The sequence below is a fragment of the Fuerstiella marisgermanici genome (genome assembly GCF_001983935.1).
In the GTDB taxonomy this organism is placed as follows: domain Bacteria; phylum Planctomycetota; class Planctomycetia; order Planctomycetales; family Planctomycetaceae; genus Fuerstiella; species Fuerstiella marisgermanici.
This window is the reverse complement of sequence record NZ_CP017641.1, coordinates 777,154-795,811: the sequence shown is the minus strand read 5'-3', so window position 1 is coordinate 795,811 and position 18,658 is coordinate 777,154. Positions and strand designations below refer to the sequence as shown.

14 protein-coding genes and 1 pseudogene are annotated in these 18,658 nt (G+C 53.8%); 3 read left to right on the top strand and 12 right to left on the bottom strand.

Going from position 1 to position 18,658, the window contains the following annotated elements; genetic code table 11:
• Nucleotides 1-116: 116 nt before the first annotated feature.
• From Fuma_RS02930 to Fuma_RS02915, 4 genes are all read right to left on the bottom strand, one after another.
• On the bottom strand, nucleotides 117-608 hold the full coding sequence (locus Fuma_RS02930; protein WP_077022814.1) for a response regulator: 492 nt from the start codon (nucleotides 606-608) through the stop codon (nucleotides 117-119).
• A 316-nt stretch (nucleotides 609-924) separates the two neighbouring features.
• Nucleotides 925-1,371, bottom strand: coding sequence for a hypothetical protein (locus Fuma_RS02925; protein WP_077022813.1), 447 nt, complete (start codon nucleotides 1,369-1,371; stop codon nucleotides 925-927).
• Nucleotides 1,372-1,572: 201 nt separating this feature from the next.
• Nucleotides 1,573-1,947 (bottom strand): response regulator, encoded by a 375-nt coding sequence (locus tag Fuma_RS02920; RefSeq protein WP_077022812.1) that lies wholly within the window; start codon nucleotides 1,945-1,947, stop codon nucleotides 1,573-1,575.
• A gap of 63 nt (nucleotides 1,948-2,010) precedes the next feature.
• Entirely contained in the window at nucleotides 2,011-2,580 is a 570-nt protein-coding gene (locus Fuma_RS02915; protein WP_083731764.1) for a response regulator, read from the bottom strand.
• A gap of 1,052 nt (nucleotides 2,581-3,632) precedes the next feature.
• On the opposite strand from Fuma_RS02915, the pseudogene Fuma_RS36725 reads away from it, so the two are divergent.
• Nucleotides 3,633-4,694: pseudogene (locus Fuma_RS36725) on the top strand (PAS domain-containing protein); the annotation flags it as partial.
• A 45-nt stretch (nucleotides 4,695-4,739) separates the two neighbouring features.
• Here the strand turns inward: Fuma_RS36725 and Fuma_RS36110 are convergent.
• Nucleotides 4,740-6,200, bottom strand: a complete 1,461-nt coding sequence (locus tag Fuma_RS36110; protein ID WP_077022387.1) for an IS66 family transposase — start codon at nucleotides 6,198-6,200, stop codon at nucleotides 4,740-4,742.
• Here Fuma_RS36110 and Fuma_RS02900 point away from each other — a divergent pair.
• Entirely contained in the window at nucleotides 6,193-7,077 is an 885-nt protein-coding gene (locus tag Fuma_RS02900) for a sensor histidine kinase (RefSeq protein ID WP_083731763.1), read from the top strand. The genes Fuma_RS36110 and Fuma_RS02900 overlap by 8 nt on opposite strands.
• Entirely contained in the window at nucleotides 7,074-7,532 is a 459-nt protein-coding gene (locus Fuma_RS02895; RefSeq protein ID WP_077022808.1) for a response regulator, read from the top strand. Before Fuma_RS02900 ends, Fuma_RS02895 begins: the two co-directional genes overlap by 4 nt.
• Before the next feature lie 222 nt (nucleotides 7,533-7,754).
• On the opposite strand, the gene Fuma_RS02890 is transcribed toward Fuma_RS02895, so the two are convergent.
• The 7 genes from Fuma_RS02890 to Fuma_RS02860 form a co-directional block, all read right to left on the bottom strand.
• On the bottom strand, nucleotides 7,755-9,272 hold the full coding sequence (locus Fuma_RS02890) for a PAS domain S-box protein (RefSeq protein WP_077022807.1): 1,518 nt from the start codon (nucleotides 9,270-9,272) through the stop codon (nucleotides 7,755-7,757).
• A 325-nt stretch (nucleotides 9,273-9,597) separates the two neighbouring features.
• Nucleotides 9,598-10,026, bottom strand: coding sequence for a response regulator (locus Fuma_RS02885; protein WP_077022806.1), 429 nt, complete (start codon nucleotides 10,024-10,026; stop codon nucleotides 9,598-9,600).
• A 137-nt stretch (nucleotides 10,027-10,163) separates the two neighbouring features.
• The gene (locus tag Fuma_RS02880; protein ID WP_077022805.1) at nucleotides 10,164-11,063 is read right to left on the bottom strand and encodes a response regulator; all 900 of its coding nucleotides are present in this window, start codon (nucleotides 11,061-11,063) and stop codon (nucleotides 10,164-10,166) included.
• Between the two features lie 390 nt (nucleotides 11,064-11,453).
• Nucleotides 11,454-13,292, bottom strand: coding sequence for a HAMP domain-containing histidine kinase (locus Fuma_RS02875; RefSeq protein ID WP_077022804.1), 1,839 nt, complete (start codon nucleotides 13,290-13,292; stop codon nucleotides 11,454-11,456).
• Between the two features lie 93 nt (nucleotides 13,293-13,385).
• Entirely contained in the window at nucleotides 13,386-14,588 is a 1,203-nt protein-coding gene (locus Fuma_RS02870) for an ABC transporter substrate-binding protein (RefSeq protein WP_083731762.1), read from the bottom strand.
• A gap of 94 nt (nucleotides 14,589-14,682) precedes the next feature.
• Nucleotides 14,683-16,560, bottom strand: a complete 1,878-nt coding sequence (locus Fuma_RS02865; RefSeq protein WP_077022802.1) for a sensor histidine kinase — start codon at nucleotides 16,558-16,560, stop codon at nucleotides 14,683-14,685.
• Between the two features lie 167 nt (nucleotides 16,561-16,727).
• Nucleotides 16,728-18,272 carry a hybrid sensor histidine kinase/response regulator gene (locus Fuma_RS02860; protein WP_077022801.1) on the bottom strand — a complete coding sequence of 515 codons (1,545 nt, stop codon included), beginning with the start codon at nucleotides 18,270-18,272 and terminating at the stop codon, nucleotides 16,728-16,730.
• Nucleotides 18,273-18,658: the final 386 nt, after the last annotated feature.

The following is an 18,658-nucleotide window of genomic DNA, read 5'->3' as shown; positions in this document are numbered from 1 at the left end:
CAGCGTGCCGCGGGTATTTTGAGGCACAATGCTTTCGCAATTGCGTCAATGAGTGCGAAATCCAGCGGATCGCTGGTTCTCGATGGTTCAAATCTACGTCAGCACTGCGGTTCAGGTCAACTCCGGACTGAGTTCATCGCCCTCAACACCAGCTTGTCCCCGCTAGGTTTCTGAAATCCATGGTGCAGGATGCCGCTTGTGCTTGAGAACTCGGCGTTTCGAGGCTTGCCCGAACATTCACGCCGCGTAAGCAGTTGCTCAATGGTCCTCTTCAGCCTGATCCAGACGTTGCGTTGCTTTGGGATATAGTGAACCATCAGGCTGCGACAACGCTCGATGGTCTCATGATCTTTTTGCCCCGTCAATATGATGACGGGAGTCTGTGACAACTCCGGATCAGTCGCGAGCAATTCCAATACGTCACCGTCGTTGGCTGCTGGCATATTCAGGTCAAGAACAGCCACATCCGGTTGTTCAGAGAGAATCGCCAGCAAGGCACACTGTGCGTTGTCGACGACGATGGTTTCAAGTCCGGCAGCTTCGCAACGCATTGCAAGGACTTCCGCAAGTCCAAGGTCGTCGTCGGCAATCAGAATCTTTCCGTACATAGTTTCAACTTCTGAATAAGGCAGGAAGGTGTAGGTGGAAGGCAGATCAGAAAAATGCGCAGGCAGCGATCCGGCAACTGAAAAGAAGGCTGGCCCAAAGAATGGCGTAGCAGCAAAGACTGAGCCGCTGCACAAGTGACGGCCATCGCTCAGAGCTCAGGTGGCACGATCGGGCGCGCGTTATGCACGCCCAATCGATGGGCGACAGGGCGTGAACAGAGCCGGTCGCCACGCAATGCGACGACCAGCGGGAACCGTTCCCGCTGATCGTGCCAAATGCTTTGCGCGCGGTTCGCAGATCTGACAGAACAACGCTTTAGTAGACGCGGCGTGCGTCAAGACGCGAGTCAAGAACTGTCGGACGCCGGTCAGTGGATCGCATGTCGGTCAGTTGCGATTCCTGATTTGGTGCGGTGTATGTTCGCGACGGTGCCCTGCCAGTAATTTCCCGTCCGTCTGATACGTTAGAAGTTTTAGAATCCGGGCGTTTGAGATCCGCGAAGCGAACTCCGGGTATCGACTTATGCGGCAACGCCACATCAGTTTCCATACGCGGTGTCGACATCACTGACGAACGGTTCTCCTGACGGACCGGGATCAGCACTGTAATTGGCTGGCCTGGCATAATGCGGCCATAAGCATCCACAGTAACAGGCGTGACTGTCTGTGTTTCATAGACCTGCCCATTCCAGCGAATTTCGGCAGCAGACACATTCGAGACAGAGGCAAGACACAACAGCGCAGCGGCAATTGAAAGTTTCATAGATCGTTCTCCTTTGCCTACGACGTGGGATCAGCGAGTTCGCTGTGGCGTTGGCAAGTTTTGAAAAGTAGGTGGGAAGTACAGGTGGGTGTATGGGGACCATAGCCGTCCGTGACGTAGTTGAGACCGATTGAAATTACCGTGTGTGTCGCGCTACTCCTTGTTCTGATGATTGCAATGTCTAGTTAACCAGGGGGGGAGTCAGGCGACAATCGCCGCCTCCACAGCTGCCAACATTTGTGGGCCGTGGTAGGGCTTCGCCAGAAAAAATCTAGCCCCGCTATCCAGAGCTTCGGTCTGATCGACGTGACTGGCGGACAGCATTATGATGGGCGTGTTCTTTGTGATTTCATTGTTGCGGAGTAATTTCAGGGCGGTCAGTCCATCCATCGTCGGCATTCGCACATCCAGTAATACCAAGTCAGGACTGTGCTCGATGGCAGCGGCAATTCCCAACAAACCATTTTCTGCTTCCAGCGTTCTGTAGCCGGCGGCCTGAAGGCGCAAGCGCGTTCCAAGCCGAACGTCGCGATCGTCGTCGACGATCAGAACGGTGGGTGATCGAAATGATTCCATGGCGGACAAACCTTCGAATTCCTGTGATATGGCCAGGACAGTCATAGACTACAGAAATACTGGTTACCGCACGTCAAAGTGCGGCGGGTGATTAGGCGGTTCAGCTGCGTTGGTGCGAAACACCTTATCCTGAAAACGAAACGTGAAATTGTGTTCGGGGCTATCGGATGTCGACGTCGCTGCATCGGCGCTGGTCCAATCGAGATGAGATGCAAGTTCTGCGAAAAGGGCATCAAACTTCAACGGTTTATGCAGGATCGCCGCAGCCCCCATGCTTTGGACTCTCGCTATCCGGCGTTCATCGCTGACTCCGGAAACCACCACGACCGGAATCGAAGCAGTGCTTGCACGGCTCTTTAGCCGTCGCAGCAGGAATTCTCCGTCGCCGTTCGGCATTCCTAAATCAGTAATGATGGCGCTGGGGCGATGACTGTGGACGTGCTTCAGACCTTCCTTGCCACCGGCGGCACGAGTCACTTCAACTTTGTATTTACGCAAACGAGCTTTAATGATGCGTGTGAGATCATCATCATCATCCACACATAGAATACGATATTGTTGCCGCGTCACAGGTAAGCCGCAGCGATTCGGTTCACGACGTTTCCGTCTGAGCCGTGGGCTAAGAGCAGTCATAGTTATGGTTCCTCTGCAGGCGGGACGGTGTGCTGCGTGATAGCAACGGGCAGGACGCTGATTGAACTTCAGCAAGCCAGCGGAATCCGGTCGGACTTCACCTGACAAACTATCATTGGTCACATCGCTTAACTTCGTGTCGAAAAGTTTGATTCGTCCCTGTAAATCCTGGCAAACCTAAATGCCATTTCGGTATGCATCGCTGGTAACACGTGCCAATCCGCTTTATCACAAAACTGAGCTGCACGCGGTGATTTGAACGCAAGTAGCTGCACGCTGCACACCACGCCCCAGAGCCCCAGGAACTCCACCGTGCCGTCAACCTGCCGCCTGCCTACAAACGTGAGCGTTCCCCCTCACGGCAATTGTACCGTAGGTGATTCTGCGAAAATGCCGCAGGTCATACTTGCACAGTCTTCGCCTGCCGTGAGCGAATTCTCTTACGCTCCCTGAACGACGGCCGGAGGTGTTACAACGTATGACGCATACTGAATTTTACCGTACCGAAGTTGCTGAACGGATTTCGATCCGTCGGAGGTTCTTCCAGCTATGTGTATTGCGGCAGTTTCTCAAGATCCGATTAAGTATGCAGTTGGCCGAAGCTCCGCAGGAAGTCTGTTCCTTGTTTTTAATCAAACCACCTCACCAGATGCTTCGGATATCGCGAATTATTATGTCCCAAACGGTCTTCGAATATCGTTGGTGATAGTGAAGTGCTGAAGCTTCAACCACAAGATTATTGCGGCGACGAAACATAACCTGCTCGACCGAGCCAACACAAAACCTCGACCTCCAGGAACGTCCGACTGGATGGGGCTTCGACCACTTAGACAGCGGTGGTTGGTGCCACCGTTCAGGCTGATTGCAACTGGAGCGACTTTGCTGGAGAATACGCGCCAGCGCGATCGCTCGGTCCTCCTCCAACGACTGGAAACGCAGGTCCTTTGAATCCATTTAAACTCACCATTGTTGCCCTTGGCCTGAGTGCAGTTGCAGGCGCATTGGTCGGTGTTGATTGGATATTCGACACATCCAGCTATCCGGCTCGATGGATGTGCGGGAACTGGATGCCGTGGCTCGGCTGGCTGCATATCTTTTCAGATATTGGGATCTGGCTGTCGTATCTCGCCGTTCCCTCGATGCTTATTTACTTCACGCGTATCCGGGATGTCCCCTTCTCCCGACTCTTCTGGTTGTTCAGTGCGTTCATTGTGTTCTGTGGCACGACACACTTGATGGAAGCGATTATATTCTGGTGGCCGGCGTACGGATTGGCGGGGCTTCTAAAACTTGGAACAGCCATCGTATCGATAGCGACCGCAATCGTATTGAGCCAAACGATTCCAAAGGCACTTGCATTTCGCAGCCCCGAGCAGCTCGAAGCTGAAATCGCGCTACGCTCGAAAGAGCTTGAAAAATCGCGGCAGCAAGCGATGGCAATTGTGGAAGCGTCCCCCATTGGGCAGATCGTTGTCGATCACAAAGGCATCATCCTGCTTGTTAACCCGGCTGTGAAAGACATCTTTGGATATGCATCCGACGAGCTAGTCGGAGCATCGATCGACACGCTGGTGCCAGAACCAGAACGTTCAACACATCCCAAACATCGCGCAAATTTTTCCAGGCAGCCGACAACGCGAAAAATGGGCGAGGGTCAGGATCTACATGGACTGCATAAGTCCGGACGAAAGATCCCAGTGGAAGTTGGGCTGACTCCCATCGACACGGACGATGGCAGCGCCGTCTTATGTTCGATCATGGACCTCAGTGAACGCAAAAATGCTGAAGAGGCTCAACGCCAGCACACGCGTGCCCTTTCAGAATCCGCATCGAAATTACGAGGTGTTATCGATAACAGTGAGAATCTTATTGGCCTGCTTGATGTCGAAGGTATGGTCCTGGAAATGAACCAAACAGCATTGCAGACTACGGGTGTTGATGCCGGCGAGATCGCGAACTGTCCTTGTTGGGAAGCCCCGTGGATGGCCCATTCGCCCGAAGTTCAAGACCGCATGAAGCAGGCCGTGAAGCTGGCGGCGTCAGGTAAGCGAGATTTCTTCGAAGGGACGCACGTTGCAAAGGATGGTGCGTTGATCGAAATAGACATTTCTGTGAGTAGCTGTCCATTTCCGCGTGGTGCGCAGCGTGAGGTGTGGTGTTCAGTTGGCGGGGACGAGTTTGGACAGTCGCGACTGACCGGGCGGCGCGGAGGTCAGGCCGACTTCAAGTTTCAGTCGATCAAACAGACTGAATCCATCCTGCTGCCACGTCATGACCTCGGCCACCACGGAACTGAGCGTTGGTGTTTTCAGATGGAGATTCAGCGATTCCAGGACGCTTGTAAGAATGCTGCGGCGACGGGCTCCCTTCGATGTTTTGCTCGTTCGACCTGTGCGACGGTCCATGGCCGCGCCGCGAAGACTGCGTTCCGCTTCGTTGTTCGTTGCTGGCGCGGCCGGGCTTGTCACAAAACAAAACAACTCCTCTTCCGTCATCAGCCGAATCAGTTCTGAGACCAGGTTGTCAAAATCCTTGCCGAAGTCGGCCGCCCGAACATCGGAATCCTCGGCGCAGTAACGCACCAGCAGAGCCGCCAGCGTGTTATCAAGTTCATCGACCTTCGCCGCACGACCGGCATCGCCAAGACGACCATCGGCGGCGTGGCGTTTGGCCGCGTAGAAAATTTCCAGCAGGCCGTCGAGCAGTCGCTGGTACTCTTCGTTGTCCGGCTTCAGCAGCGTCAGACGGATGGCCTTCCGCAGCAGGTGAGCCCAGCATTTCTGTGCGTGACTGAAACCTCGGTACACGGCCGCATCGTCCGAAACAAGCACGCCTCCAAACAATTCTTTCGACAGGATCTGAGCCAGTGTGTCGCCGTCTTTGCGGCATCCGAAGATCAGCACGCGCGCCTTCTCCGACAAAAAAGCCCACACGCTGTTGATACTCCAACTGGTTTCGTCTGCATGCACAATCGCACTGAACGCCATCAGGTCACACAGAGATTCGAATTCCTGTTCCCAACGCCGTGCCAGTTGATTCAACAGAGCGTCCGCCTGGGATTTGCCGAGCGGCAGATTCCAGAAGAATTCAATCAATGCACACGTCTTGTCGATCGACAGTCCCGTGATGGTCACAATGCGAGCCAGCGCGATATGAACTTCAATGCCGAATTCGGACCGCGGCCACACGCCCGGAATTTCGGATTTCTCGCCGTTGGGGCCGTGATAGATTTCATAGACGACCTGCACGGCTTGGCCGTTGATCACTCTCCAGACGAAACGTTCCCGAACGAAACGGCACTCTGCGACGTTGTAACCTTCCGGCAGAATGAGTTCGCGTCGTTCGGCGTTGTCCGCTTTCTGCTCGGTTGTGCGACGACCGCGACGCGCCGAGGATTGTTTTTTGCGACCTTTTCGGCGGCCCGTTTCAGCGCGGCGTCTCTCTTCCGCCGTCACCGAAAACGCCTCGTCGAGTCGCTCTGTGGGGTTCTTACCTTCGAGCTCTTCAATCCGATCACGCAGCCGCCGGTTCTCGTCCCGCAGCTCCGCAACCTCACGCTGCAGGCTAAGCACAAGCTGCTTCACTTCCACAGCGATGATCTGACTGACATCCGTGTCCATCCACCTGTCGTATCAAAATCTAACCGACAGAAAAAGACCAGTCTCCAAGCTGAAATGGACAGCTACTTCTGTGACTCCGGTGGAGGACAATTGCAACAATGTCGTGTTCCTCATCAAAGAAGCACACGATGTTACGGAGCACAAACGGCGAGAAGCTGAACTTACCCGGTTAAACGATCAATTGACCACGAGTAATCGTGAATTGGAGCAGTTCGCGTACGTCGCGTCTCATGATCTTCAGGAACCACTGCGAAAAATCACTTCGTACGCCCAGTTGTTGCTGGAGGACGCGGAAAACCTGAATCCAGATGCACGCCGCGATATCGATGTTGTTATCGATGGTGCAGAGCGTCTTAAGGTTCTCGTGGGCGACCTGCTGACATTTTCTCGTGTGACGACACTTGGTAGACCGCTCTCCCTTGTGGATGCAAACGAGTGCCTGCAAGCCGCGTTAGAAAATCTTGAACTGACGATTCAAGAGAGCAATTCTGTCATCAAGTGCGATACGTTTCCAGCAGTGGTCGCGGATGCCGGACAGCTAACACGCCTTTTCCAGAACCTTATTAGCAACGCAATCAAGTACTGCGATGAGGCAAGACCGACAGTCCATATTGGCAACCGCGTTGTCGATTCACAGGTGGAATGCTTCGTCAAAGATAACGGCCTCGGCATTGAACCACGTTACTTCGACAAGGTATTTGAGATCTTCCAGCGCCTGCATGGACGGACTGCATACAGCGGAACGGGCATTGGACTGGCTATCTGTAAGCGTATCGTTGAACGGTTCGGAGGTAGGATCTGGGTTGACTCAGATGGTAAATCCGGAACCACATTCTATTTCACTCTGAACATGGATTCACAAGGAGCCCAGGCATGACTGATTCGGCATTGCCGTCACCGCGTCCCATCGACATCCTGCTTGTCGAAGACGATATTGACGACGTCAATCTCATTAACCGAACACTGGAAAAGGACCGGATTCTTAACACGCTTGTGCGAGTCGCTGACGGCATTGATGCCATGAAATTTCTTAATCGTGAGGACGAATTTGCGGACGCGGTTCGTCCCGATCTAATTCTTCTCGATTTGAACATGCCCCGAATGAATGGCAGAGAAGTGTTGGCGGCAGTGAAGGAAGATCCTTTATTGGACACAATCCCGATTGTGGTGTTTACAACCTCAGATGATGAACGAGACGTGCTCGCGAGCTACAAATACAAGGCCAACTCCTACGTCACCAAGCCAGTGGATATTGTAAAGTTCGGAGAGATTCTTCGAGAGATTCGCAACTACTGGTTCTACGTCGTGACACTTCCACCGTCACAAACATAGAGCAGTTTACCTTTTGTTGTGGACGGTTCGGGCTCGTAACAAACAGCCCTCATAGCCCGAGACGCTTGTTCCGCGGCCACAAGGCAACGAGATTTGCTGAAACCCAAGAGGCACAGAAACGGTTCAACTAAATTCTACCGGGGCCACGAATCGCCGGACCGGTCAGGCCTTTGTGTTACCCATTGTCGGGTCCAGGAAGCGACGCCGCAGCTCTATCTGCGGTTACGACGAGTGGCGTGGGCTGGGCAGATCTGGCGCGACGTCTCGCAATTCGATACTGGCCCGCTTCCGCGGCAGCACAACGACAACTTCTCCCCCGCCGTCTGCGTGGTTGCCCACTTCTATTCTGCCATTGTGAGCTTCCACGATGCGTTTGCAGATGGCCATTCCCAACCCTGTCCCCTTTTGCCGCGTTGAGAAGAATGGGACAAAAACGTTCTCTGCACTTTCCGCTGTAAATCCCGGCCCGCTGTCCTGAAACGCAATGCGCAGGCACGGTTGATGGGCCTCTGTGACTTCGATGCAGGACACAGTCAATCGGCCTGCATCAGGACACGCCGCCAGAGCATTTTCCATGATGTTGCGGAAGACCTGCTCCAGACGATGGCTATCCACGTCACAGGTTGAGTCCTCAGCGCCGTCAGGCACTACGATTTCACACCGGTGTTCGCTTCTGACAGATTCCAGATGTTGCCATGTCTGTTGAATGAGATTTCGTATATCTGTGCGACGCCATTCAAGGTTAATCGGTGCCGCGTAGTTGCGAACTTCCTCATAATGACGGTGCAGGTCGTCCATGGCGCGGCGAATTCTGTTGGTCAGCTCCAACTGTTCGGGTTGCCCTTCCAGGTCCAATGTCAACATATCCAGACACGCTTGCGACCGTTGCAACGCATTCCGACTTTCATGAGCCAGTCCTGTCACAACCTGACCGATCGCCGCCAGCCGTTCGGATTGCAGAAGGCGTCGTTGAGACTCGCACTTTTCGGAAATGTCCTCAACGATGGCCACGATTGCGGGGCGATCAAACCAGCTAGTCGTGTGCAGGCGAACTGCCACGTCGTATCGGGATTTGTCGCGCCGTAGATGAACAGTATTGAACTGCACAACGGTCTTTTCTCCTGACAGCAACGGTTCAATTTTTTCCTCTAGCGATTCACGAGTGAATTCAGGCTTGACATGCAAGGGAGACATATGCATCAACTCGTCAATCGTGTAGCCCAGGTTATCTGCAGCGCCGTGGTTCATAAACACGAAGCGGAACGTCTCCAGGTCAAAGATATAAATCTCGTTCAAACTGCTTTCAATGATTCGGCCAAGTCTCGTGGCCTGGTCTTCGGCTTTCCGCAATTCGGTCAGGTCGTGCAGAAACCCGGTAAAGATGCGTCGATCCCCGGAACGAACTTCGCTGACCGCCAAATAAAGTGGGAAGCTGGTCCCGTCTTTCCGCCGCCCCCGCACGTCACGGCCAACTCCAATGATCTGCGGTTTATTCGTTCTTGCATAGTTTGCAAGGTAACGATCATGAGACTCATGATAGGGAGATGGCATGAGCATCTTGACGTTCTGCCCAATCATTTCCTGAGCTGAATATCCGAACAACTCTTCAGCGGCCGGATTCACGGCCGCCATGATTCCGGATTCATCGATCGTAATGATGCCGTCAACAGCATTGTTCAACACGGCGCGCAACAGCAGATGGTCGTCAATGTTCCGCAGGTTGGGAAGATCTGTCTTCATTTGCGCAACTCCATGGGTGAGACCTGACAGGCTGATGATCCCCGCCGGTTTCAGACTCAGGCGTGTTCGCGCACACGTTCTTCATGGATGGACATGTGCGGTGTCCGTTCCTTGAGCCTTTAGCAAGAGTGGGCTCACGTGGGCATGCCACAATGGAAGTTGTTGGTGCATGAACGCTTGGGAATAGTTGCTGTGCCGAGTGCGGCAGTGTATGACACCGCCAGACAATTTTCAGCCGAAAACATGGCGTCAGCAACGGTCGACCGCCCCATGTGGACGTATCAGTGTTCGGTCCACAGGCAGTTGCAACAACAATTGCATTGGCTCAACCGGCGGAAGAAAGTGACGGGAACTCAACGTGGTCCGCGTAGATGCCCAGCATATCCAACAGTCCATCCATATTGGACTTCACGAAGTATCCCGCGACATTGTTGTCGTAAGCCTGGGACCTGTCTGCCTCAAGAGACGATGTCGTGAGAACGAACACGATCGTCTTCCGGAGCGATTCATCACGGCGGAGCTCTGCCAGAAATTCATGGCCATTCATTCGCGGCATGTTCAGGTCGAGTAATACGATCAAGCGTTGTTGCTCATCAGTTGGCATCTTCCGACGCATGAATTCCAATGCTGTACTGCCGTCTGTCATTGCGTGAATACCGAACGGAAGACTACGTTTCTTCAGCCCACGCGTGACCAATTCCACATCGACTTCGTCGTCTTCAACGATCAGGACTGTAGCGTTTTGTTCTGTCATGGCAGTTATCTTCTTACTTGAACAGACTTGACTAGCTGTTTCGCACCTTATCTGCAGAAGTCAGACTCGGACATTGTCTCTCGTTCGCCGCCAATCCTGTCATATTGACGTTGCATTCTGCCGCCTGAAATCGCCATCTAACGAGGTATCACGTCTACAGTGAGGGAGAACAAGAACCGCTGGTTAGTGGTCGACGGCTGTTGTGTCGGAACAAGTTCAATGCGATTCCAGAGCTCATCGCCGGAGCCATTCTCCGACCTCCACACGAGTTCAAAGGATTCAGAAGCATCCATGGCGATCTGAAGCTCTTCGTGCCATTGCCTGCCCTGAAGATCTGTTAAAATCTGATCCAGTGATCTGTGATTTAGCTCGCCAGGATTCGCCGAATAGCGAGCCTCGAACGAGTCGTTTGCCCACTCGATCACCCCTTCCGACTGAATCAGCGCGATGCACTGCTTTGAATCAGAAGCAAACGTCGCCAGAAGACTGGCCGAATCCAGGCGTTGCTGAATATTTGCCGATTGGAGTTTTGCGAATTCTCCCTGAACCGACAGCAGTTGTTCAGTGCGAGCCAGTTCTGCCTGAGTTCTGTGCCTTTGAATAGTATATGAAATAACACGCGGCAGAATCACGCTCAGATTCTCTGACTTTGCCACAAAATCATGTGCTCCACAGGCCAACGCCTCGACAGCAATTTCACTGCCCTCATTGCCAGTCAGCACAATGACGGGCACTTCCAGCAGGCTAACAAGCCGGCTCAGGCCGTTCAGTTCGAAACCATCAGGCAGGCCCAGATCAAGGAGCACAACGTCAAACGATGAATTAAAGATTCTCTTATAGGCATTAGACAGATTGCGTACATGTTCGACGTGATACGCAACCTGTTCCGTATTTCTGAGTGCCCGCTGAACAATCTGAGCGTCCAACTCGTCGTCTTCGACGACCAGAGCACGGATGGACGTCACCGGACTTACCAATTGGTCTGGCGGGTTCGGCGACTGTGACGTGAGCGTGATGTGATTGCGAACTGTTGGCATGGAAACTCATTCGGATTTTGGGGGTTGGCGACTCTGATGGGTGTATTTGAGTGCCGTGAAAATGGGGCGGCAGTATTAGCTGCCAGCGTGTTCCAGAGGCTTTCGATACGTGTTTCGAGCTGAACTAAGCCAGACAATTGAAGTGTGCGCTGGCGATTGTCGTGAGCCGGGCGAATCTATCCACACAGCAATCGAATTTGCCAATCGCCGCTAAAGATGCGTGCCACAAGGGTGATGACTACAGGCTGGGTAAAATGCCGAAATTCCGCACCAGTGACCCAAAGTACTACGCAAGTTGAAAACCAGCGAAGCTGCCGATGCAGATTCATGGACGAACCGGAACTGCGGCCGTGGTCCCGCAACGATCGATTGGGCCAACCATAAATTTTTTCAACGGGCAAGAGTGGCGGGCCACGTCAGACAAAAAGTTACGCCGGGGCCTTCGTTCGAATCCACCCGAATCGCGCCGCCCTGCCGTTGTGCCTGCTTTTTCACTATCGCCAGTCCCATGCCACTGCCTTCGACATTTGGGTCACCAACACGCTGGTACATTTGAAATACGCGGTCGTGATGCTGCGGGTCAATGCCGGGGCCGTTATCGCAAACCTGAATCAGAAAGCCGTCATCATGCTGCCGGCAGGTCACTTCCACCACGCCGTGTTCCTTTTTGTCGTTGTGTTTGATGGCGTTCCCCAACAGGTTCATCAGCACATGCTCCAAAGGAATTCGTTCCGTAAAAATTGTGGGCAATGCATCGTCGATACGGATTGAAATGCCATGCGGATTGTCTGTCATCTCGACAATGCCACGAAACGTCTCCGCAAGATCTACTTTTTCAGGCATGCTGTTTGTTCGTCCGACCCGTGAAAAGTTCAGTAGATCATCAAGCAACCGTTCCATTCGCCGGACGCGCGACTGCATAGTACGGAAATGTTTCACTGATGCTTCGGGAAGAAGGTGCCCAGAATCTTCGTCAATCCACATCGCCAATTGTCGGATGGCACGCAACGGCGATTTCAAATCGTGTGATGCAACATAGACGAAACTATCCAATTCAGAGTTAGTGGCCTCTAGTTCTTCAGCTTTCGTGACAAGTTCTGCGGACAACTGTTCTGACTTAGTCAGCAATTGCTTTTGCTCCAAATTCCTGCTGCTGAAGACGCCCGCAGCCATTGCCATTTGTCCGATTTCGTCCCTGCGATGCGTTTCGGGAATCTCAACAACAGTTTCACCTGCAGCGAGCCGTTCGAATGTAGATGTCAGACGCGTGACTGGCTGCAAAATCAGGACCGCAAGTCGTCCGGCGATGAGCACCGCCAGAATGACGGCGATGCCAATTCCCAAACCGGTCATCTGACGCACGCGGGTTACGGTGCTCGCAATATCTGCAGAAATCGACTGCCGACGTTCCGCCGATAGCTGGCGCAGCTTGTCGGAGTAATAGGTCACCTCGGAAGCTTCGCCCGCCATCACGACATTGACCAGAAACAGATAGCTGCGAGTCGCCTGAATGGCTCGGACGCCAATCCGTTTGTATTCCCGCAGCGCCGCGACGGCCTTTTGGCGAATGACACGGTCTTCAGGTTGGAATTCGACCGTCTGTAAGCTGGCGACGGCCGAATCCAAATGATCCAAAGCTTCGTTTACAAACTTAGAGTCCGCCGCCACGTAGTATCGAAGCAGCAGCTTCTCCGCCTGAGAGAAGAGCGATTCGCAACGCAACACGGCAAGATTTTGTTCGTTCTTCGATTGTTGATTCTTAGACCCTGCGGACAGCGTGCTAAGGTTCAGTTCAATGATTGCAGACTGGTGAGGCAATTGGTTTTGTACGAGGTCGGATCGGACCTGTCGTTCTTCAATGACCGAATCGAAATGCAGTTTGTATTCGGGGAGATGCTCTGACATTCTCTTAAACAAGCTCTGCAACTCCGGATCGGTCTCGCCTGTCGCGCGGTCGTTAATAACTGCCACCAATCGATCGTTTAGCGAGACGATGTCGTCTCGCAGCGATTCGTTTCCAGCAGCTATATAGCGGCCGACTCGCAACTGCAGCTCCTGAACATCGCGATCGATTGTCAGCACGACGGCATTGACCGCGGATATGCGATGCATTTCGCTGGATAGGCTGTAAAGTCGACTGACGCCGGAATAGCCGATCAGTCCAACCACCGCCAGGAGAGCGACGATGACGGCAAAACCGACATAGATTTTTGATCGAAGTGAGTTCATGGGATTCTCGCCGAATAAGCGGTTGACCACGCCCGCATCTGATGACTCTGACGCACTGGCTTCGGGCAATTTGATACTGGTGGTCTCATCACATCAGGTTGCCGACAGAAACTGATTCCAATTGGGCAGTGAATACTCGTACGTGTCCATGACTGTGTTCCAAACGGCTATGTTGCTAAAACGCCGCAGGTAAGATCCGCCATCGCGTACTTCGCCTTTGCGAACTACGGTCTTCTCGTCCGTTCCGTTCAAGTCGGTGGCTGCCGGTTTTCCTTCGTACCAGTACTCCCACTCTTCGGGGCGAAGGTGCTTGCGTGACCGTTCGGGATTGGAGATGTAGTAGCCCTGGCGGGCAATGAATGCGCCGGGCCAACCGGACAGCCACCAGTTCATGAATTCGTAGGCGGCGTCTTTGGCGGGTCCATTGGTAGCCGCTGACAAACACATCACTCCATGCCAGGCGCGATAGCCTTCTTTGGGCGAAGCGTAGACGCAGTCAATTCCCTTGCCCCTGAGTGCAAACACGGCAGGTGAAAACATGCTTTCGACCACAGCTTCGCCTCTCGCCATTAGGTTGACGGAGTTCGGTACGCTGTTCCAGATTCCGCGAAAGTGGCCAGCTCGCCGTAGTTCGACCAACACCTTAAACAGCGAATCAACTTCGGCTCTGGTCAGGTTGCCGATGTCTTCAAACTTTACTAAGCCGGCGGCCTGAACCGCGAGCGCCGCGTCAAACAGGCCGATTGTGGGCTCATTAACAAGAGCAACGCGGCCTCTCCATCGGTCGTCCAGCAGCCAACTCCAGCTTTCTGTTTCGTAGGCTTTCCCCCTTGGCACAACCGCTGCGTTGTAGCCAAATGAATCGACGTTGTGGACGTACGGAAGAAAGCTGACTCGACGTGTTTCGTTCGAGCCAATGCTGTTATCCCGCTGAACGTAGAGCAGCTTATTCGGCGCATCGCCCGCTCCGACTTTTGCTCTGGGCGTTAGCTTGCCTGTTCGAGTCAGGTCGTTAATTTCGTCCCAGTAAGTCAGTCGGTCGGTGTCAAGGGCCTGAATGGAGCCGGCCTGCCACAGGATGTTCATGCTGTTCGACCACTGTTCGTATAGATCGAAGGACTGCGGGCGTGTGGCCGCCTGATGCAGCACTCGAGCGCTTCCGCCCGGTGAAAACTGAATCTCGATTCCAAGATCCTTCTCGGCCTGTCGCCGCAAAGGTTCCTGAAGAGTGACATGTGTTCCGAGTACCCTCAGGACTCGACGCTGGCGAGCAAAACCATAGGGCGCCTTGCCCATGATGAGGCCGGAAGCAGCAGCAGTTTTGAGGAATTTTCGTCGCGAGGTCGGCAAGTTCGGTGCTCCCTGGGGCGGTAAGTATGAAGGGGGATAGTTAGGCGAAAGTCAGTTCCGGGCGGCAATCTTCGACGGGCGACTTGACCTGCGTTTTGGGAATCGTGAATGAGAAACAGCTTCCTTCCCCCAGTGCGGACTCCACGGAAATGGTGCCGCTATGCCGCTGCACAATCCTTCGACAAAGAGCCAGACCAATGCCTGTGCCGCTGTATTCCTGTTGAGTATGCAGACGCCGGAAAATGTCAAATATTCGGTCATGAAAACGTGGTTCGATTCCGATTCCATTGTCACGGATGTCGATCGACCAAACGTCTCCATCGGTTGCCGCAACATGAATCTCCGGTGGGCGGTCGCTTCGGTACTTCAGACCATTCGAAATCAGATTACGAAATAGTTGTGCCATTTGTTTGGCATCGCAGGCCACCACAGGAAGATCGTCACGGGTGACGACGGCGTCAGCGGCTTCGATTTCTGTTCGAAGCAGTTCAACCGCGTCGTCGAACACGTCGTTCAGCGACGCGGAACAGAGTCCGTCGATCTTCGATTCGACGCGAGAATATTCGAGCAGATCCAGTATCAACTGTCGCATGCGATCGGCACTGCTGATAATCCGATCGATATAGCCGTTGGCCGTTTCGTCCAGAGTGTCGGAGTATTCTTCCTGAAGAAAAGCGGCAAAGTTGGAGACGCCACGCAGAGGTGTTTGAAGGTCGTGAGAAGCCGCGTAGGCGAACTCTTCGAGTTGTTGATTGCTCTGTTCCAGCACATGCTTGGCCTCCGCCAGACTTTGGCTGTGCTGTCGGACCACGCGATTCGCCGTCTCAAGTTCGGCTGTTCGTTCACCGACGAGTTGCTCAACACGCTTGGCGCGGTTGATCACCTGACATAGCAGCAACCCGAGCAGCAATGCCACCAGACTTCCGACCAGAATTATTGGAAGGCCCAACGCAACACTGCGGGCTTTATCCCACGACGGGCTGCTGGAAAAATTCAACAGCCACCCCCGGCTAGCAAAACTCAGCTCTCTGGAGTACCGGAAGCGACTGGCCGGCGACTCATCAGGGCTGGAGTTCGTTGAGCTATACACCTCGTGGCCGGCATCCTCGGTGATTTGAAGCAATAGCCCCTGAGTGTTATTTCCTTCGACGGCATCGTTAGCGATGTCATCGATACGGAACACGCCTAGGGCAAACCCCAACAGGTTCTCCTGTCGCTTAGCAGCTTGATCGTAATCGGTGCCACTTTGATAGATCGGAACGAACAGTAAGAAGCCTGCTCGCGTCCCGGTTTCATGAGCCAACTGAATGCCGGACGTGGCAACTGCCTGACCAGTGGATGCTGCCGTTTCCAGTGCCTGACGACGAACCGAATTGGAGCCAAGATCGATGCCCCAGACTCCCTCGTTACCAGCTTGCGGCTGCATGAAGAACACTGGGAAATAGTTGTCCGCCCAATGCGAATCCTCAGCGACCCACACCTCCTTGCCTTCCCAACGTTGGAAGTGAAAGCCTGTGAGGCCATCGTTCCGCGCCGTTTGTTCCATCAGTTCTCTGTCGGCGGCAGGTACTTTTGGCACCCATTCCAATGCGTGAATTCCGTCGTGCCTTGACAGGGCACGACGGACAAACTTATTGAACTCGGACCGCGAAACGTTCTCGCTGCCGGCATAGAAACTACTAATACTATGAACGACTTCCTTATAAACCTCCAGATTATCGGACAGGCGATTGGCAACTCGGTCAGCCTCCCGCTCGAACTCCAGTTGAACGCGTTGAGCGTCCATATTGCTGGCGTACAGGTAGAACAGCAATGAAACAACCGCCACCGCAATCGTATTCAGGGCCACCGTTAGGGTACGATGGCGTGTCGCCACCGTCAGCAGAGCGTTGAGCCAATGTTTTTTTGAATCTGGCATGATGGAGTTTCGTTGGGGCGGCCTGGCTGCCCGAGTTGTCGGAAGTTGCTCTTGATGACGCAACAACCGTTGCAGGTTTGGACGGAAACGTTTGCGATGAGTCGTGGCGGAACGTTTTGAGATTTCTGAACAGCCGAATCATCCGGACAGAAGTTTTGTCGCGGTTGTCAAACAAGGCACTCCGCCTCGGGGCATGCGACCTCTTGGATTGTCTGAACATCGCTGGCGAGGAAACAGCCTGAATTTTGAAACTCCAGCGCTGGAAGAGGCAGCGGCCGATTGCGACTGACTTCCGCATGTTCCGACCGAAAGCGATCTATCACCATTTCAATTTCGTCTGGACCACAAGCCACCAGAAGAACCCAATCGCTGGATCCTAACCGCCGGATCAAGTCGGTCTGCCGTTGAGTGAACCGCCAGAACGATTCTGTGTCACGGCAACCCGCCTCCGTAAAATCGCCGACCGCAGCAACGTGTACTACTGCGACACGCGAATTTTCAGACGCTACCGACAGACGGTTGCAATAGCGGCTGACAATTTCTGGCCAGTTGTCGACAGGTACGGTAAATCGAAAGGTCGTGCCACATTCCACTTTGCTCTCGACGGCGATCGTTCCGTAGTTGAGATCAACAAGTTCGCGAGCAATGTTCAGGCCCAGGCCGAAACCTTTAGTACTTGACTGGGTACAAGTCCCCAATTGCTGGAACCGCTTGAACATTCTTTTTAAGTCGTCTGGGTTGATACCCGGGCCATTATCGGAAATGCTGATTTCCACGTCACCGTCGTCCAGCTTGGGCCGGATCTCGACATGCACGTGGCCCTGACCGTCTTCCGTAAACTTGATCGCATTGGCGGCGAGATTTGTGACAACTCGGCCAGCCTTCTCGGGATCGCAATACACGCGAGGCAAATCGGGGGCAATGTCGCAGCTTAGTTTCACACCCCGAACCTGAGCTTTCAGTTGCAGCCCTTCCAGCGGCGATCGGATAATGTCAGCAGCGTCCGTCGAAACCCGGTAGGTTCCCATGATGCCTGCTTCCAGCTTGCTGGAATCCAGCATATCATCCACCATTCGATTCAGGTCGTCGACTCGATAGATGATGACATCCATGAATTCCGATTGCTGCTCGTTAACTTCGCCCAGCAGTCCCTCGCGGACGAGCGCGGCGTATTCGCGAATCACAGTCAGCGGCGTTCGAAATTCGTGAGATACGTTGTCGGCAAATCGGTGAGCGGTCTCAATCAGTTGCTTCAGCCGAGCGTTCTTCCCGTTCAGTTCCTGCTGCTGGGATCTCAGCCTCTCAATCAAAACGGTGTTCTCTGCCACCAACTTCTGCCGCTCGACCGCATTTTGAATCGACCGTTCCAGCGACTCCGGCGTCATCGAATCTTTGACGATAAAGTCCTGCGCCCCGGTTTGCAATGCCTCCGAAATCAGCTCCGACGATTCCAACAGCGTCAGCACAACCAGCGGCAGTTCCGGATGAGCGGCCCGGACAGTTCGCACGCTCTCGAGCCGGACGGCATCGGGCAGGCTCAGGTCCGTAAGAACCAGGTCGAACTTGCGATTACCCAACTGGCAAATTGCGTCACTTAGTCGTGTAACGGCGCAAACTTCGTGCTGGCTTTTCAGCCGTTTGAGTGTTCGGGTGACCAACAAAGCAAATGCTTCATCGTCTTCGATCAGAAGGATATTTAGTTGTCGATGCATGCCAATGACGCCTTTTGAGTGAGGGAATACTCGAAGTCACTGCGTTGAGGCTGCATCCTGCGACTCACGAATGGTGACATCGAACCATAGATCGCTTAAATCAGCACAAGATCGTCGATCCTTGCCGTACGTGCCGACCGCGATAACTCCCTGTTAAAAGAAACGCGTGGTGACGTTGCTGACGTTATTTCTGCATAGGGCATAGGCAGTTCCCCGCCCCGATAATCACCAGTCGTATAGTGCTTCCGCCGTTCCCCACTTCGACGGCAGCGAAACGTACGCGCCGGATCGCCCGGGTTATCCTCAATGCGCTGTACAGCCGTGGGGGAAGTGCCTAGTCTTCTGAAATGCGGCCGTGAGTCAGCACGGGAACCGACGGGGCCCTT

Excerpts from the sequence above, each read along its gene's own strand:
- Fuma_RS02915 (WP_083731764.1), bottom strand. The coding sequence starts at position 2,580 with ATGACTGCTCTTAGCCCACGGCTCAGACGGAAACGTCGTGAACCGAAT.
- Fuma_RS02885 (WP_077022806.1), bottom strand. The coding sequence starts at position 10,026 with ATGACAGAACAAAACGCTACAGTCCTGATCGTTGAAGACGACGAAGTC.
- Fuma_RS36110 (WP_077022387.1), bottom strand. The coding sequence starts at position 6,200 with ATGGACACGGATGTCAGTCAGATCATCGCTGTGGAAGTGAAGCAGCTT.
- Fuma_RS02870 (WP_083731762.1), bottom strand. The coding sequence starts at position 14,588 with ATGGGCAAGGCGCCCTATGGTTTTGCTCGCCAGCGTCGAGTCCTGAGG.
- Fuma_RS02860 (WP_077022801.1), bottom strand. The coding sequence starts at position 18,272 with ATGCATCGACAACTAAATATCCTTCTGATCGAAGACGATGAAGCATTT.
- Fuma_RS02875 (WP_077022804.1), bottom strand. The coding sequence starts at position 13,292 with ATGAACTCACTTCGATCAAAAATCTATGTCGGTTTTGCCGTCATCGTC.
- Fuma_RS02880 (WP_077022805.1), bottom strand. The coding sequence starts at position 11,063 with ATGCCAACAGTTCGCAATCACATCACGCTCACGTCACAGTCGCCGAAC.
- Fuma_RS02865 (WP_077022802.1), bottom strand. The coding sequence starts at position 16,560 with ATGCCAGATTCAAAAAAACATTGGCTCAACGCTCTGCTGACGGTGGCG.
- Fuma_RS02895 (WP_077022808.1), top strand. The coding sequence starts at position 7,074 with ATGACTGATTCGGCATTGCCGTCACCGCGTCCCATCGACATCCTGCTT.
- Fuma_RS02920 (WP_077022812.1), bottom strand. The coding sequence starts at position 1,947 with ATGGAATCATTTCGATCACCCACCGTTCTGATCGTCGACGACGATCGC.
- Fuma_RS02890 (WP_077022807.1), bottom strand. The coding sequence starts at position 9,272 with ATGAAGACAGATCTTCCCAACCTGCGGAACATTGACGACCATCTGCTG.
- Fuma_RS02930 (WP_077022814.1), bottom strand. The coding sequence starts at position 608 with ATGTACGGAAAGATTCTGATTGCCGACGACGACCTTGGACTTGCGGAA.
- Fuma_RS02925 (WP_077022813.1), bottom strand. The coding sequence starts at position 1,371 with ATGAAACTTTCAATTGCCGCTGCGCTGTTGTGTCTTGCCTCTGTCTCG.